This is a genomic window from Actinomadura rugatobispora, from assembly GCF_055379765.1.
Genome location: NZ_AP029191.1, coordinates 522,210 through 536,304, shown reverse-complemented (window position 1 = coordinate 536,304; position 14,095 = coordinate 522,210). Strand labels below are relative to the sequence as shown.

The following is a 14,095-nucleotide window of genomic DNA, read 5'->3' as shown; positions in this document are numbered from 1 at the left end:
GTACCACGTGCAGGTGGGAGCGGAGCGACCGCGTCGGGGGTTCCAGGGGGTCGCCCCCTGGGTCAACACGACGAGAGCCCAGTGGGGAAGGAGGCGCAGCCTCCGACCACACTGGGCCCAGGGATCGAGTGGGCGATACTGGGATTGAACCAGTGGCCTCTACCGTGTCAAGGTAGCGCTCTCCCACTGAGCTAATCGCCCTTGGAACGAGGGGGGTGAAGTGAGGTGGAGACGGGATTTGAACCCGTGTACACGGCTTTGCAGGCCGTTGCCTCGCCTCTCGGCCACTCCACCGAGCGAGGCCGTCGGCTTCGCTGGGCGTCAAGGCCTCCTCAGAGCGGACGACGGGATTCGAACCCGCGACCCTCACCTTGGCAAGGTGATGCTCTACCAACTGAGCCACGTCCGCGTGTGCTCCCGGGGGGTTTTCCCCTGGGCTCGCACGGTTAACTCTAGCGGAAGGTTGGAGTGCTTGCGTACTTGCTTTCCTCGGCAGGGGCGTCGGAGAGGGCGGCGTCGGAGTGGAGGGAGTTCCAGAAGGCGAGCTCGGCGTCCTCTTCCAGATGGGCGATCCGGCCCCAGAACTCGCGGTCCTCGGCTTCGTGGGCGGCGGCCAGGGAGAGGGCGGGCATCACGGTGGTGCCGGCGTCGGCGGCGTCGAGGTCGGCCGGGGTGAGGTCGGCGGGCAGCTCGACGGGCACGCGGTGGTGCTTGCCCCGCTTGCGGACGCGGATGGGCGAGTTGGTGGGGGCCTTGGCGGCGGCGGCGCGGCCGGCGGCCAGGGCGACGGTGCCGCACAGGACGAACGCCAGGACGCCCGTGAGGAGGACCTCCTGGGACGGGAGGTCGGGGACGGAGGCCGCCGGCTCGGTGGTCTCGGTCTTGCCGGTCTGCGTCCCGGGACCGGTGAGGGACTCGACCTTGGGGGCCGGGGCGGCGTGCTTGGGGACGTACTTCTCCGTCTTGACCTTGCCGGGATAGCCGAAGCCGACGACCGAGTCCATGTCGCGGGTCTTGCGCATGAGCTTGTAGCCGTCGGCGTTGGCCTCGATGGTGTGCAGGGTCTTGCCGTCGACCTTCTCGACGAGGCCGACGTGATCGATCCGGTCGATGTCGTCGGAGCCGTTCCAGTCGTAGAAGACCAGGGCGCCGGGGACGGGCTCGGTGCCCCAGGCGTCGTGCTTCTTGAACCACTTGGCGTGGTCGACGGTGGCGGCGAACTGGCCGGCCTGGTCGGCGACCCCGGCCTGGTCGGCGGCCCAGGCGAGGAACATGTCGCACCAGGGCGCGGTCTTGAAGTACGGATTGTGGTCGGCGTCCATTTTCTCGGTCCACCAGTTGCCGAACTTGGTGTAACCGTCGCCTTTCTCGGTATAGCCGAGATTGTCCTTGGCGATCTCGAGCAGCTTCTGCCCGATGGTGTCCATGGCGCCTCCCCGTTCCTGGTGCGGGCGGCGCCCGTCCCCGGTCGGCCCGCGACCCGTCCCAAGGTCACGTTCCGATATCGACGGAATGTAGCCGAGGTAAAGACGGGGCGGCAAGCGGTTCCCGAGAAACGGTCAATTCGGACTATTAGGAGTAGCCACGCGGGAGGACGGTGACCGGGCAGGGGGCCGCGCGCAGCACCTTGAGGGCCATCTCGCCCAGGAACACCCGGTGGGCGGAGGCGTCCTCGCTGCTCGCGCAGACCAGCAGCTCGCCCTCGGACCAGCCGGTGCGGGCCACGGCGTCCGCGACGTCGTCGCCCTCGGCGAGCTCGGCCTCGGCCTCCAGGCCGGAGGTCTCGGCGGCCAGCCGCACGGCCAGCGCCAGGTCGTCGCGGAGGCGGTGCCGCGAGTCGTCCCCCACGGCCAGGGTGAGCAGCCGCAGCGGGACCTCCAGGCGCGCGGCGACCAGCGCGGCGCGGACCACGGCCTCGTCGCACTGGGGGCGGCGCACGTAGGCGACGGTGATCCGGCCCGGCCGCTCGGCCGGCTCGTGCCCGGCCGGGGCGATCATGACGGCCTCGGGGGCGGAGTGCAGCAGGTTGTCGGCCGTGGAGCCGACGGCGATGCGGCCGCGCGCCCCGCCCTCGGTGGAGCCGACGACGATGAGGTCGGCGCCGATCCGGCTGGCCAGGACCGACAGGCCGCGGCCGACGCCGCGGCTCTCCTGGACGGCGGTCTCGGCCTCGGGGGCCTCGGCGGCGGCCTGCTCCAGGAGGGTGAGGGCCTCGCCGGCGGCGGCCGGGCGGCCGGGCGGGTGGACGGTGGCCACGGTGAGCCGCCCGCCGCTGAGCGCGGCGATCCCGCGGGCCAGGGCGAGGGCCTCGCGGGCGCCGGGGCCGGTGGTGTAGCCGGCCAGGACGTGCTCTCCGATCATGTCCGCATCGTTCCCGGTTCGAGGGACCGGGTCACGTCCCCTTTTGGGTCTTTCGGGTACATTCTGACCTCTTGAGCGAATTTGATCTGGGGGGATCAGTACAGTGACCACTGCGGCACCGGACCTCGCCGCCGGCCGTTGGAGCATCGATCCGGCGCATTCGGAGATCACCTTCACCGTGCGGCATCTGATGACCACCGTCCGCGGCTCCTTCACCGGGTTCGAGGGGGAGATCCGGGTCGCGGAGGACCTGCCGGCGTCCTCCGCCCGCGCGGAGATCTCGATGGCGTCGATCGACACCCGCAACGCCGAGCGGGACGCGCACGTCCGGTCGGCGGACTTCCTGGACGTGGAGCACCACCCGGCGATGACCTTCGTCGGCACGGGTGTGGAACGTGCCACAATCGGCCGGCGGGCCCGCCACCCCCGCTACCACCTGGACGGCGACCTCACGATCCGCGGCGTCACCCGCCCGGTGCGGCTCCTGGTGGAGTTCCACGGCGTCGAGGGGGACCCGTGGGGCGGCACCCGCGCCGGATTCACCGCGACCGCCTCGCTGAGCCGCCGCGACTTCGGCATCGAGTTCAACGTCCCGCTGCAGGGCGACAAGGTCATGCTGGGCGACACCATCGCCATCCAGCTGGAGGTCCAGGCGGTGCTGGACGCGCCCGCCGGCGCGCTCGACGAGACCTGACCGCCCCCGAGGCCGCGACCGTCACGCGCGTGACTGCCGGGTGAGGCCCAGCAGGTGGCGGGCGGGCCCGGCCGGGTGCTGCCCGGACGGCCAGACCGCGCGCAGCGGACGGCCCAGATCCAGGTCCCGGACGGGGACCGCGACCAGCCGCCCGCCCGACAGCTCGTCCGCCACGGCGAGCTCGCTCACCACGACCGGGCCCGCGCCCGACACCGCCGCCGCCTTGAGGGCCGTGGTGGAGGCGAGCTGGAGCAGCGGGGGAGCGGTGCCCCCGAACGAGGACAGCGCCCTGTCGAGCACCTCCCGGGTGCCCGAACCCCTGTCTCGCAGGATCAGAGGCGTGCCCGCCAGCTCCTCGGCCGTCACACCGTCACGGCGGCGCGCCCAGGCATGCCTGGGGGCGACCACCACGACGAGCCGGTCGGAGGCGACCACCGTGCCGCTGAGACCGGCCGGCGTACGGGCGCCCTCCACGAACCCCAGGTCGGCCTTGCCGGCCCTGACGTGCTCGGCCACTTCCGTGGAACTGGCCGCGCGCAGCGTCACCGCCGTACCGGGGCGCGCCTCGTGCAAGGCGACGAGCCATCCGGGCATGAGGTACTCGGCGACGGTGAGGCTCGCCACCACCCGCAACCGCGCGTCCTGCCGCTCCTGAAGGGCGGCGATCCCGGCGTCCATCGCCCGGGCCGCGTCCAGCACCTGCTGGGCCCACTCGGCGACCAGGGCCCCCGCCCGGGTGGGACGGGACCCGCGCGGGGACCGTTCGAACAGCGCCACGCCGATCTGCCGTTCCATCGACCGGATCCGGGCGCTGGCGGCGGGCTGGGTGACGCCGAGCTCGGCCGCCGCCTTGCCGACGCTGCCCAGCCGCACCACCGCCAGCAGCAACTCAAGGGCGCCCAGATCGGGCACGCGATGGGTGGCGGCCATGGCCCCATCCTAAGAGCGCCCATAAGGCGTTCTTATGTGCTCGTACGGAGATGTCCCCGACCGGCAAGTGTCATGGAGGGTCCGTGACGAGCCCGTTCCCGTCCCGTTTCCCTGACTGGAGCCCTTACGCCGTCGCGTAATGGAATGGTTGCGATACGTTCGGCTCTGGGTACGATGCTGCCTGACGTCCCCAAGAAGCGTCGGCCCGGGCCGGCGGGAGGCGAGCAGAGGCGGCGGTGTCGCTAACCACATCGGAGCAACGTTCGGGCCGGCTGCCGGCCGAGCTGACGAGCTTCATCGGCCGCCGCGACGAGCTGGCGGAGATCGGACGGCTGTTCGGGCAGTGCCGCCTGGTGACGCTGATGGGCCCCGGCGGCGTCGGCAAGACCCGCCTGGCGATCCGCGCCGCCAACCGGCTCGCCGCCTCGTTCGAGGACGGCGTGTGCTTCGTCGACCTGTCCGGGCTGCGCGAGTCCAGCCTGCTGGCGCAGGCGGTGGGGGAGGCGTTCGGGCTGCCCGACCAGGCGCCCGCCGCCGCGCTGGACGCGCTCGTCCACTACCTCGGCGAGCGGCGGATGCTGCTGGTCCTCGACACCTGCGAGCACCTGATCGACGGCTGCGCGATGCTGGCCGAGGTGCTGCTGCAGAACGCCTCCGGGCTGCGCGTGCTGACCACCAGCCGCCAGCCGCTCGACATCACCGGCGAGTACACGCTGATGGTGGCGCCGCTGGCCGTGCCGGACGAGCCGGCGGCCGACGCCGAGCCGGTCCCGCTCGCCGCGTCCTGCGACTCCATGACGCTGTTCGCCGAGCGGGCGGCGGCCGTGGTGTCCGGCTGGACGATCACCGAGCGCAACGTCGGCGCCGTGGCGCTGCTGTGCCACCGCCTCGACGGCATCCCGCTGGCGATCGAGCTGACCGCGGTGCAGCTGCGCGCGCTGTCGATCGAGCAGGTGGTGGCGCGGCTGGACCGGCGGATCCTGCGGCTGCGCGGCCGCCGCACCAGCATGCCCAGGCACCAGACGCTGCGCGCGGCCATCGACTGGAGCCACGAGCTGTGCTCGCCCGGCGAGCGGCTGCTGTGGGCGCGGCTGTCGGTGTTCGCCGGCGCCTTCGACCTGGAGGACGCCGAGCACATCTGCGCCGGCGGCGAGCTGCCCGCCGAGGAGATCGTCGAGCTGCTGGCCGGGCTGGTCGCCCAGTCGATCGTGCTGCGGGTGGACGCCGACGGCGCCGCCCGCTACCGGATGCTCGACACGCTGCGCGAGTACGGCGCCGAGATGCTGGAGCTGCTGGGCCAGGACGAGGCGGTCCGCGGCCGGGCGTTCGAGCGCTTCAGCGGGGCGATCCGGCGGGCCGCCGCGGAACTGGGCACCGAGGCCCAGCCGCGCTGGCTGGAGTGGTTCCGCCGCGAGCAGGCCAACGTGCGGGCCGCGATGGAGCACGGCCTGCGGGCGGCCGGTGACGAGGACATCGCGCGCGCCTTCCTCGGCCTGGGCCGGATCCTGGCGCTCCAGGGCCTCATCGGCGAGGCGCGCTACTGGGGCACCCGGGTGTTCGCCTCCCGCGACCTGACCGCGCTGCGGATCCGCGAGTCCGCCGAGCTCCTCGCGCTGTTCGGGCTGCTGGCCGTCGTCCAGGACGACCTCGCGCAGGGCCGGGAGCTGGTCGACCAGGCCGAGGCGCGGGCCCGCGCGTCCGGCGACGACGTGCGCGGGCTGGCCTACGTCCGCGAGGTGCAGGGCGTCGCGGCGCTCGGCCTCGACCGGATGGAGGACGCGGGCCGGCTGCTCGGCGAGGCCCGCGACCTGCACCGGCTCGCGGGCAACGACGACGTGCTGGCCCCGCTCAGCGACGTGTTCCTCGCGGCGGCCAAGGCCCTGGCCGGCGACATCGACGGCGCGGTCCGGGACGCCACCGAGGTCGTCGCCGCCGCCGAGGCCGCCGGCGAGCTGTGGTGCCGTTCGTACGGGCTGTGCGTGCGCGGGCTGGCGCTGGTGGTGGCCGGCGACCCCGAGCGGGGCCTGGACGACCTGCGCCCCGCGCTACGGATCAAGCTCGATCTCGGCGACCGGCTCGGTGTCGGGCTGGCCTTCGACGTCATCGGCGCGGCGCTCGTCGCGCTCGGCGAGGTCGAGCCGGCCGCGCGGGTGTTCGGCGCGGGCGACGCGGCGCTCCGGTTCACCGGGGTGTCGCTGTTCGGGCTCAAGCACCGGCTGCTGCGGGAGGCGTACTGGCGGCGCGGCGAGGAGCTGATCGGCGAGGAGGCGTTCCGGAAGGCCTACGACGGCGGGGTGGCGCTGCCGTTCGAGGCCGCGGTCGCCGAGGCCCTGGGCGAGCCGGCCGCCCCGGAGGCGCCGCCCGTCCCCGCGGCGCCGGTCGCGGTGCCCGCGCCGCGGAACGGGGACGCCCCCCTGACGCCCCGCGAGCTGGAGATCGCCGCGCTGGTCACCGAGGGACTGACGAACCGGGAGATCGCGGGACGGCTCGTCATCGCCAAGCGGACGGTCGACTCGCACGTCGAGCACATCCTGTCGAAGCTGGCGTTCACCTCCCGCACGCAGATCGCCGCCTGGTTCTCCCAGCGCGCCTGACCCGTCCGGAGGGCGGGCTCACTCGCCCACGCCGCCGTCGATGAGCTCGCGCGCGGCGTCCAGGTGCCCGAGGTGGCGGGCGTACTCCTGGAGCAGGTGGAACAGGATCCAGATCAGCGACGCGGGCCGCTCCGGGTCGTCGAACCGCGGCCCGGGGCGGGCGAACCCGCCCAGGTCGGCCGCCGCGACGATCTCCCGCGACCGCTCGCACGTGCTCAGGAACGCGGCGCGCAGGTCCGCGAAGGTCTCGTCGCCGTCGACGTGCCAGGCTCCGTCCGGCCCGCGGTCGCCCCACGGCCGTTCCACCGGCTCGCCCTGGAACCCCCACTGCAGCCAGCGGATCTCGACGTGGGTCAGGTGCTTGAAGAGCTCCAGCGGCGTCCATCCGGACGGCAGCGGCGCGGTGCGGAGCTGCTCGTCGGTCAGGCCGTCGAGCTTGCGCAGCAGCGCGTCCCGGTAGTAGTCGAGGTAGCCGTCCAGCAGCTCCCGGGGATCGGTGAGCCGGTCGGGCGGCTCGGCGGGCGGAACGGTGCCGTCTGTGACCATACGTGGAGGCTAGTCATATTCGTTCAGGTCAGGTGCGGAGGTGGGCGCGGAGGTCCTTGAGGAGCAGGTGCGCGTCGTTCAGCCGCGCGGTGTCCTTCAGCGACCGGTAGATGCCCCACTTGGGGGAGATGCCCTGCGTGCCCAGCCAGGTGTCCAGGCCGTCGCGCTCCACCTCGACCGCGGTGGCGTCCTCGGTGGTGACGCGCCAGCGGACCCGCCCGCCGTCGCCGCGCGCGAAGCCGACCTCCAGGTCGACGCCGATCCAGCGGCTGCGCAGCGGCCGCAGGTCGGTGGCGCCGACGACCACCCCGGCGTGGTGGGCGTTCAGCTCCAGCAGGTCGCGGCCCTGGCGGCGGCGCAGCGAGATCATCATCAGCGGCCCGCCGCCCGGCCCGGAGGCGAACAGCTGGTGCACGTGGGTGAAGCTCGTGGTGGCGCGCAGCGCGGCGGGCAGGTACCACGACCACCCGAACCGCCAGGTCTCGCCCTCGGCGGCGCGCCGTTCGCGGCCGTCGACGCGCATGTCCTTGACCTCCTGGCGCTGCCGGTCGGGATAGGTGTCCACATCGCCGGGGTAATGGATGTCGAACCGGTACATGGTCCCGAGCGCCCTGATGTGCGGGACGCCCGGATGCGACCCGGCGCGGTCCTCCTCGATCCGGGTGAAGGCGCGCAGCCCGTCCCGGCGCGGTACCGGGCTCCACATCAGCCGCCACGAACCGGCGCCGTCCGCCGCCATCGGCACGCTCCGTTTCCCGCCGCCGGGCTCAGTGATCCGGATGCAGCGCGCCGTCGATGTACGACGCGGCCAGCAGCGTGAAGATATACGCCTGCAGAGCCTGCACGAAGATCTCGAACGCGGTGAGGACGACGGTCATCACCAGCCCGAGCAGGCCCACCCCGACGCCGGCGAGGGTGAGCTTCTCGATCAGGAACCAGTACGCCACCGAGGCGAAGAACGCCAGCAGCAGGTGCCCGGCGAACATGTTCGCGAACAGCCGGATCGAGTGCGTGGCCGGGCGCAGCACCAGGTGCTGCAGCAGCTCGATCGGGGCGAGGATGAGGTACACCCACCACGGCTGGCCGGGCGGGAACATCACGTTCTTCAGATAGCCGGTCAGGCCCTGCGTGCGCACGCTCAGGTACAGGTAGAGGCCGTAGACCGCGAGGGCGAGCAGCAGCGGGATCGCGAAATGCGAGGTGGCCGTGAACTGCAGGACGGGCACCGTGCCCATCAGGTTCATGGCGAGGACGAAGAAGAAGACCGAGACCAGGAACGGCATGAAGCGGTCGCCGTCCTTGCCGATCGTCGGCCTGGCGATCTGGTCCCGCACGAACAGGTAGGCCAGCTCGCCCAGGCTCTGGAAGGTCCCCGGGACGAGGGCCGGACGGCGGAACGCGGCCCGGAAGAAGCCGATGACGAGCACCGCCGCGAGGCCCACCAGCAGCACGGGCTTGGTCAGCCAGCGCAGCCACGGCGGCCCGTCCGGGAACAGCGGCCCCCATTCGAAGATTCCGCTGTCGGGGGCCTGGAAATCCGAACCGGTGGTCACGAGCGCGTGGGCGATGATCACGTTGCGGTCCCTTTCCAGGAGGCCGACGGGATCCCATTATCCCGGAATGGAATCCCGCCGCCGTTTTGGGGTCCCTTGACTCAGAACGCGGTGCGCTCGAGCCAGTGGGCGAGCAGTCCCGCGTCGCCCTTCACCTGGACGCGCGGGTCCTCCGGCGGGATCCTGCGCGTGAAGACCAGCAGCAGGTCGGCGGCCCGGCCGTGCAGGACGACGTCGCCTTCCTGCACGGCCGGGCCGCCCCCGTCCCGCTCCCAGGCGATGCCCTCGGGGGTTCGGGTGATCAGCCAGCCGTCGCCGTCCCGAGGCTGGAGCCGCAGCGTCTGCCCGTCGCCGCGCAGCCCGGCCAGGGCGGGCCGCGCCTGCTGCGCGCCCGGCCAGGCCAGCAGTTCCAGGCCCTCGCCGAGCGCGTCGGCGGCGAGATCGTCCGCGAGCGCGAACGGGCGTCCCAGCGCCAGCGCGGCATCCGCGTGATGGACGGCGGTGTCGTGCAGCATGCGGCGCACCCAGAAGGCGGCCGGGCGCGGCCCGAGGAAGGTCCACACCTCCGTGCCGGCCTCGCGCACGCCTGCCTCGGCCATCCGGTCGGCGCCCTCGTTCAGCCAGGACGCCCAGTCCGCGGGTTCCACGTCCGTGGCGGGCGGGACGAGCGACTCGGGGCCCGCCGCGCGGGCCTCGACCAGGTCGCGCGTCCAGCGGTGCGCGGCGCCGACGTGCACCACCAGGTCCGTGATCGTCCACTCCGGGCAGGTGGGCACCCGGCCGGCGGGGTCGGCGCCGTCCACGGCGGCCGCGAGGGCGGCGGTCTGCTCCCGCAGCCCGGCCGCGAGCCGCTCCACCGGCGGTGTCGACGTCTTCATGATCGCCTCCAGAGGTCGCTGTTCCGTCGCTGGCCGTACCGTAGGAGTTCCAGTCGGGTGGAGGTTCAAGTGGCCGTGGGCGACGACACGATCGGGATCGGGGAGTTGGCGCGGCTGGCGGGCGTTCCGGTGCGGACCGTCCGCTTCTACTGCGACGAGGGCGTTCTGGAGGCCCGGCGCAGCACGGGCGGGCACCGGCGCTTCGACCGGGGCGCGGTGGAGCGGCTGCGGCTGGTGCGGCGGCTGCGCGCGCTGGGGCTGGGCCTGCCCGCGATCGTCGGGGTGCTGACCGGCGAGCGGGCGCTGGACGAGACGATCGCGGCCGAGCGCGCGGCGCTGGATCTGGAGATGGCCGGGCTGGCGTGGCGGCGGGCGTCGCTGCGGGCCGTCGAGGAGGCCGCTCCGGCCGAGCGGGCCGCGCGGCTGGGCTTGCTGGCCGTGGTCGAGGGCGGCGGGCGGGCGGCGTACGAGGCGGTCGCGTCGCTGTGGCGGGACCTGGCCGTGGCGCCGATGCCGCCCGCGATGATGGACGCCCTCGTGGCGGGGGTGGTGCCGGAGCCGCCCGCCGAGCCGGCCCCCGGGCAGGTCGTCGCGTACGCCGAGCTGGTCGTCCTGACCGCCGACCGGGCGCTGCGCCGGCGCCTGCACGAGCGCGCCAAGGCCAACGCCCCGCACATCGCCGACGAGTCCGCGCTGCTGACCGGGATCGACGAGGCGTGCGCCATGGCGGCGCCGGGCTTCCTGGCCGGGGAGCCGCCGGGGCCGGGGCCGGCGCTCGACCGGCTGGTCATGGCGCACGCGGAGGTGCGCGGCGGGAGCGACACCCCGGAGTTCCGGCGGGCGCTGTACGACCGCCTGGTCGCGCAGGCCGAGCCGGAGATCGACCGCTACTGGCGGCTGGCCGCCGAGGTGACCGGCGACCCGGTCACGCTCGGGGCCGCCCACGGCTGGCTGGTGAGGGGCCTGGCGGCCGCCGTGTAGGGGGTGGAATAGATGGCCGGGGCGCCGGGTTCCGGTAGCATAGTTGAAACTTCTACTACTTGAAGGAGGCGGCGTGCAGTTCGGAATCTTCTCCGTCGGCGACGTCACCACCGACCCGACGACCGGCCGCACGCCGACCGAGGCGGAGCGGATCAAGGCGATGGTGACCATCGCCCTGAAGGCCGAGGAGGCGGGTCTGGACGTCTTCGCGACCGGCGAGCACCACAACCCGCCGTTCGTGCCGTCGTCGCCGACCACCATGCTGGGCTACATCGCCGCCCGCACCGAGCGGCTGATCCTGTCGACGTCCACCACGCTGATCACCACGAACGACCCGGTGAAGATCGCCGAGGACTTCGCGATGCTGCAGCACCTGGCCGACGGCCGGGTCGACCTGATGATGGGACGCGGCAACACCGGCCCCGTCTACCCCTGGTTCGGCAAGGACATCCGCGAGGGCATCCCGCTGGCCATCGAGAACTACCACCTGCTGCACCGGCTGTGGCGGGAGGACGTGGTCGACTGGGAGGGCAAGTACCGCACCCCGCTGCAGTCGTTCACCTCGACCCCGCGCCCGCTGGACGGGGCGCCGCCCTTCGTCTGGCACGGCTCCATCCGCAGCCCGCAGATCGCCGAGCAGGCCGCCTACTACGGCGACGGCTTCTTCGCCAACCACATCTTCTGGCCGAAGGAGCACTTCATGCGCCTGATCGAGCTGTACCGGCGGCGGTACGAGCACTACGGCCACGGCGCCGCGGACCAGGCCATCGTGGGCCTGGGCGGGCAGGTCTTCATGCGCAAGAACTCCCAGGACGCCGTGAACGAGTTCCGGCCGTACTTCGACAACGCCCCGGTCTACGGGCACGGGCCGTCCCTGGAGGAGTTCACCGAGGAGACCCCGCTGACCGTGGGCAGCCCGCAGCAGGTGATCGACCGGACGCTGTCGTTCCGCGACCACTTCGGCGATTACCAGCGGCAGCTGTTCCTGATGGACCACGCGGGCCTGCCGCTCAAGACCGTCCTGGAGCAGATCGACATCCTCGGCGAGGAGGTCGTGCCGGTGCTGCGCAAGGAGTTCGAGGCGCTGCGCCCGGCGCACGTCCCCGCCACCGCGCCCACCCACGCCGACCTCGTCGCCGCCGCCCGCCCGGCCGCGGCGCCGGGAACGAAGGAAGAGGAAGAGGAGGCCGTCCGATGACCGACCACCGCACTCTCGCCGTCGTCTCGGCGGGGCTGAGCGAGCCGTCCTCGACCCGCCTGCTGGCCGACCGGCTGGCCGGGGCCGCGGCGGCGGCGCTGCCCGGCGAGACCGGGATCGTCACCGTCGAGCTGCGCGACCACGCCCACGACCTGGCGAGCAACCTGGTCACCGGGTTCGCCCCGGCCGCGCTGCGCGGCGCGGTCGAGGCCGTGACCGGCGCGGACGGCCTCATCGCGGTCACGCCGATCTTCAACGCCTCCTACAGCGGGCTGTTCAAGACCTTCTTCGACGTCCTGGACAAGGACGCGCTGGAGGCGCGGCCCGTCCTGCTGGGGGCCACCGGCGGCACCGCCCGGCACTCGCTGGCGCTGGACTTCGCCGTGCGGCCGTTGTTCGCCTACCTGCGGGCGCGGCCCGTCCCGACGGCCGTGTACGCCGCGTCCGAGGACTGGGCGAGCCCCGGCCTGCTCACCGAGCGGATCGCGGCCGCGGGCGGCGAGCTGGCCGCCGCGGTCGCCGACCGGCCCCCGGTGACGCGGGAGGACCCGTACGCCGACCCGACGCCGTTCGAGGAGCTGCTGGCCGGATGATCTCCGGCCGCGCCGGTGCCATCCTTGGGGGATGCGGGAGACGGCGCGGCAGGGGGACGGACCGGCGTTCGCGCAGCCGGTGCTGTCCCTCCTGGAGGACGGCGACGTCGAGGAGCGGCGCGCGCCCGGGAACGCGATCTCCGCGCAGGCCGCGGAGATCGCGGGCGGCGGCGTGCACGACGCCGACCGCCTGGTGGCCGGGCTGCGCGCCCGCCGGCCCGGCGTCCACGACCGCGCCGCCCGCCTCGGCGTCCTGCTGGCGGCCGGGGAGCTGGCGCGCGGCTGCTCCGCCGCCGTGCTGCCCGAGACCCTGATCTGGCTGCGCGGACTGCGGGACGCGCGAGGCGGAGATCCGCATGTCCGGCTCGCCGCCGCGATGGCGCTGGCCTTCGCTGTCGAGACCGAACGGCCCGGCGCCGCGATCGGCGCCCTGGCCGAGGCCCCCGACACCGAGGTGTGGCGGGAGGTCCCGTGGGTCGGGGTGATGCCCGCCGAGCTGACCGGGCTGCTGGGCGGCACCGGCGCCGCGCTGGTCAGGTGGGCGGGCGACGCGCTCGGCGTGGCCGCCCGCACCGAGCTGTGCCTGACGCTGGCCGGGCACCCGGACGGCGACCGCCGGACCGGCGCCGTCCAGGTCGCCGCCAAGCTCGTCACGCGGTGGCGGTCCCCGGCCGCGCCGCTGCTGCCCGCCCTGACCGAGTGGACGGGCGATCCGGTCGTCGCGGTCCGCGAGTACGCGACCCACGTGCTGGCCGCCCTGCGCGCAGGCGCCGACGCGCTCGCCGGACGCCTCGGCGACCGCGCCGCCCGTTCACCCGATCTGAGGTACCAGGTCGCCGACATCGCGGCCTGGGGACTGGCCAGGCAGGGCGATCCGCGCTGCGTCCCGCACCTGGTGGAACGGCTCGACACCGGCCGGGAGCTCGGCCAGGGTGGGGACGGCGGCGCCGCCCCCTACGGCTACTCGCCGGTCCCGCCGGGCATCGCGGCAGCGCTCGTGCCGATGCGCGCGCACGCCGCGGCGCTTCTCCCGCCCCTCCGCGCGAGGCTGCGGGACCACCAGGACGGCGCCGCCACGCTCCTGCGCGTCCTCGCGCGATGGGAGGACGACGCCGCCCCGGCCCTGCCGGAGATCATGCCGCTGCTGGAGACCGGGGCGCACGACGCGGCGGTGTCCGCCCTCGCCGCCACCGGGTCCGCCGAGGCCGCCGCGGTGCTCGAAGGACTTCTCGACCGCCCGCCCGGACGCCTTCCCACCTGGAACCCCGGGCTGTCACGGCTCGGGGAGGCCAGGGCGCACTGGAGGCTCACCGGAGACCCCGGCCGCTTCGCCGCGGCGCTCGACGCGGTGTTCCGGCCGGAGCACGTCCAGGCGCATTGGCGGGACCTCGCCGCGCTGGGCCCGGACGCCGCCGCCTTCACCGGCCGGCTCCGCCCTCTGCTCGCACACCGGGACCTCCTCAAGCGCGTGGCCGCGGCCTACGCGCTCTTCAAGATCACCGGAGACGCGGGCCAGGCGAGGGACATCCTCTGGGAGGCCGTCCACCCGATCGCCGCCCGCTCCCACAGCGAGGTGGCGTGGACGGCGCTGCGCCACCTCACCGAGACGGGCCCGGCCCAGCCGAGGATGCGGCCGATCCTGGAGGAGATCCTCGCCTCGGACCGCCGGCACCGCGCCCACGACGGGTTCCGCGCCGTGGACGAGGACGCCGCCCTGCGCGCCGACGCCGCCGCCCTCCTCGCCGACGACTGAGGGGGCGGAACGGG

General features: G+C 73.9%; 13 protein-coding genes and 3 tRNA genes. 6 read left to right on the top strand and 10 right to left on the bottom strand.

Going from position 1 to position 14,095, the window contains the following annotated elements; genetic code table 11:
- Positions 1–129: 129 nt before the first annotated feature.
- From ACZ466_RS02095 to ACZ466_RS02075, 5 genes are all read right to left on the bottom strand, one after another.
- Positions 130–201: transfer RNA gene (locus ACZ466_RS02095), tRNA-Val, on the bottom strand.
- Between the two features lie 22 nt (positions 202–223).
- Positions 224–294: transfer RNA gene (locus tag ACZ466_RS02090), tRNA-Cys, on the bottom strand.
- Positions 295–336: 42 nt separating this feature from the next.
- Positions 337–409 (bottom strand) — tRNA-Gly (locus ACZ466_RS02085).
- A gap of 43 nt (positions 410–452) precedes the next feature.
- Complete coding sequence (locus ACZ466_RS02080; RefSeq protein WP_378287798.1) at positions 453–1,427, bottom strand: CHAP domain-containing protein; 975 nt, start codon at positions 1,425–1,427, stop codon at positions 453–455.
- Between the two features lie 145 nt (positions 1,428–1,572).
- A complete protein-coding gene (locus tag ACZ466_RS02075) occupies positions 1,573–2,361 on the bottom strand; it encodes a universal stress protein (RefSeq protein WP_378287797.1) in 789 nt (262 codons plus the stop codon).
- Between the two features lie 103 nt (positions 2,362–2,464).
- Between ACZ466_RS02075 and ACZ466_RS02070 the strand changes: the two genes are divergently transcribed.
- Positions 2,465–3,055 (top strand): YceI family protein, encoded by a 591-nt coding sequence (locus tag ACZ466_RS02070; RefSeq protein WP_378287796.1) that lies wholly within the window; start codon positions 2,465–2,467, stop codon positions 3,053–3,055.
- A 21-nt stretch (positions 3,056–3,076) separates the two neighbouring features.
- Here ACZ466_RS02070 and ACZ466_RS02065 read toward each other — a convergent pair whose 3' ends face one another.
- Positions 3,077–3,985, bottom strand: a complete 909-nt coding sequence (locus ACZ466_RS02065; RefSeq protein ID WP_378287795.1) for a LysR family transcriptional regulator — start codon at positions 3,983–3,985, stop codon at positions 3,077–3,079.
- A 236-nt stretch (positions 3,986–4,221) separates the two neighbouring features.
- Between ACZ466_RS02065 and ACZ466_RS02060 the strand changes: the two genes are divergently transcribed.
- Complete coding sequence (locus ACZ466_RS02060; protein WP_378287794.1) at positions 4,222–6,579, top strand: LuxR C-terminal-related transcriptional regulator; 2,358 nt, start codon at positions 4,222–4,224, stop codon at positions 6,577–6,579.
- Positions 6,580–6,597: 18 nt separating this feature from the next.
- On the opposite strand, the gene ACZ466_RS02055 is transcribed toward ACZ466_RS02060, so the two are convergent.
- The 4 genes from ACZ466_RS02055 to ACZ466_RS02040 all read right to left on the bottom strand — a co-directional run bounded on the left by ACZ466_RS02055 (position 6,598) and on the right by ACZ466_RS02040 (position 9,556).
- A complete protein-coding gene (locus ACZ466_RS02055; RefSeq protein ID WP_378287793.1) occupies positions 6,598–7,125 on the bottom strand; it encodes a DinB family protein in 528 nt (175 codons plus the stop codon).
- Between the two features lie 28 nt (positions 7,126–7,153).
- A complete protein-coding gene (locus tag ACZ466_RS02050; RefSeq protein ID WP_378287792.1) occupies positions 7,154–7,864 on the bottom strand; it encodes a hypothetical protein in 711 nt (236 codons plus the stop codon).
- A 28-nt stretch (positions 7,865–7,892) separates the two neighbouring features.
- Positions 7,893–8,699 (bottom strand): F0F1 ATP synthase subunit A, encoded by an 807-nt coding sequence (atpB, locus tag ACZ466_RS02045; protein ID WP_378287791.1) that lies wholly within the window; start codon positions 8,697–8,699, stop codon positions 7,893–7,895.
- An 80-nt stretch (positions 8,700–8,779) separates the two neighbouring features.
- Positions 8,780–9,556, bottom strand: coding sequence for a maleylpyruvate isomerase family mycothiol-dependent enzyme (locus ACZ466_RS02040; RefSeq protein ID WP_464042730.1), 777 nt, complete (start codon positions 9,554–9,556; stop codon positions 8,780–8,782).
- 57 nt (positions 9,557–9,613) lie between these two features.
- Between ACZ466_RS02040 and ACZ466_RS02035 the strand changes: the two genes are divergently transcribed.
- From ACZ466_RS02035 to ACZ466_RS02020, 4 genes are all read left to right on the top strand, one after another.
- Positions 9,614–10,537 (top strand): MerR family transcriptional regulator, encoded by a 924-nt coding sequence (locus ACZ466_RS02035; protein WP_378287789.1) that lies wholly within the window; start codon positions 9,614–9,616, stop codon positions 10,535–10,537.
- Positions 10,538–10,610: 73 nt separating this feature from the next.
- On the top strand, positions 10,611–11,735 hold the full coding sequence (locus ACZ466_RS02030) for an LLM class flavin-dependent oxidoreductase (RefSeq protein WP_378287788.1): 1,125 nt from the start codon (positions 10,611–10,613) through the stop codon (positions 11,733–11,735).
- The gene (locus ACZ466_RS02025; RefSeq protein WP_378287787.1) at positions 11,732–12,328 is read left to right on the top strand and encodes a CE1759 family FMN reductase; all 597 of its coding nucleotides are present in this window, start codon (positions 11,732–11,734) and stop codon (positions 12,326–12,328) included. The genes ACZ466_RS02030 and ACZ466_RS02025 overlap by 4 nt, the downstream gene beginning before the upstream one ends.
- A 31-nt stretch (positions 12,329–12,359) precedes the next feature.
- Positions 12,360–14,081, top strand: a complete 1,722-nt coding sequence (locus ACZ466_RS02020) for a hypothetical protein (RefSeq protein ID WP_378287786.1) — start codon at positions 12,360–12,362, stop codon at positions 14,079–14,081.
- Positions 14,082–14,095 lie beyond the last annotated feature (14 nt).

Excerpts from the sequence above, each read along its gene's own strand:
- ACZ466_RS02080 (WP_378287798.1), bottom strand. The coding sequence starts at position 1,427 with ATGGACACCATCGGGCAGAAGCTGCTCGAGATCGCCAAGGACAATCTC.
- ACZ466_RS02075 (WP_378287797.1), bottom strand. The coding sequence starts at position 2,361 with ATGATCGGAGAGCACGTCCTGGCCGGCTACACCACCGGCCCCGGCGCC.
- ACZ466_RS02065 (WP_378287795.1), bottom strand. The coding sequence starts at position 3,985 with ATGGCCGCCACCCATCGCGTGCCCGATCTGGGCGCCCTTGAGTTGCTG.
- ACZ466_RS02055 (WP_378287793.1), bottom strand. The coding sequence starts at position 7,125 with ATGGTCACAGACGGCACCGTTCCGCCCGCCGAGCCGCCCGACCGGCTC.
- ACZ466_RS02050 (WP_378287792.1), bottom strand. The coding sequence starts at position 7,864 with ATGGCGGCGGACGGCGCCGGTTCGTGGCGGCTGATGTGGAGCCCGGTA.
- ACZ466_RS02040 (WP_464042730.1), bottom strand. The coding sequence starts at position 9,556 with ATGAAGACGTCGACACCGCCGGTGGAGCGGCTCGCGGCCGGGCTGCGG.
- ACZ466_RS02025 (WP_378287787.1), top strand. The coding sequence starts at position 11,732 with ATGACCGACCACCGCACTCTCGCCGTCGTCTCGGCGGGGCTGAGCGAG.
- ACZ466_RS02020 (WP_378287786.1), top strand. The coding sequence starts at position 12,360 with ATGCGGGAGACGGCGCGGCAGGGGGACGGACCGGCGTTCGCGCAGCCG.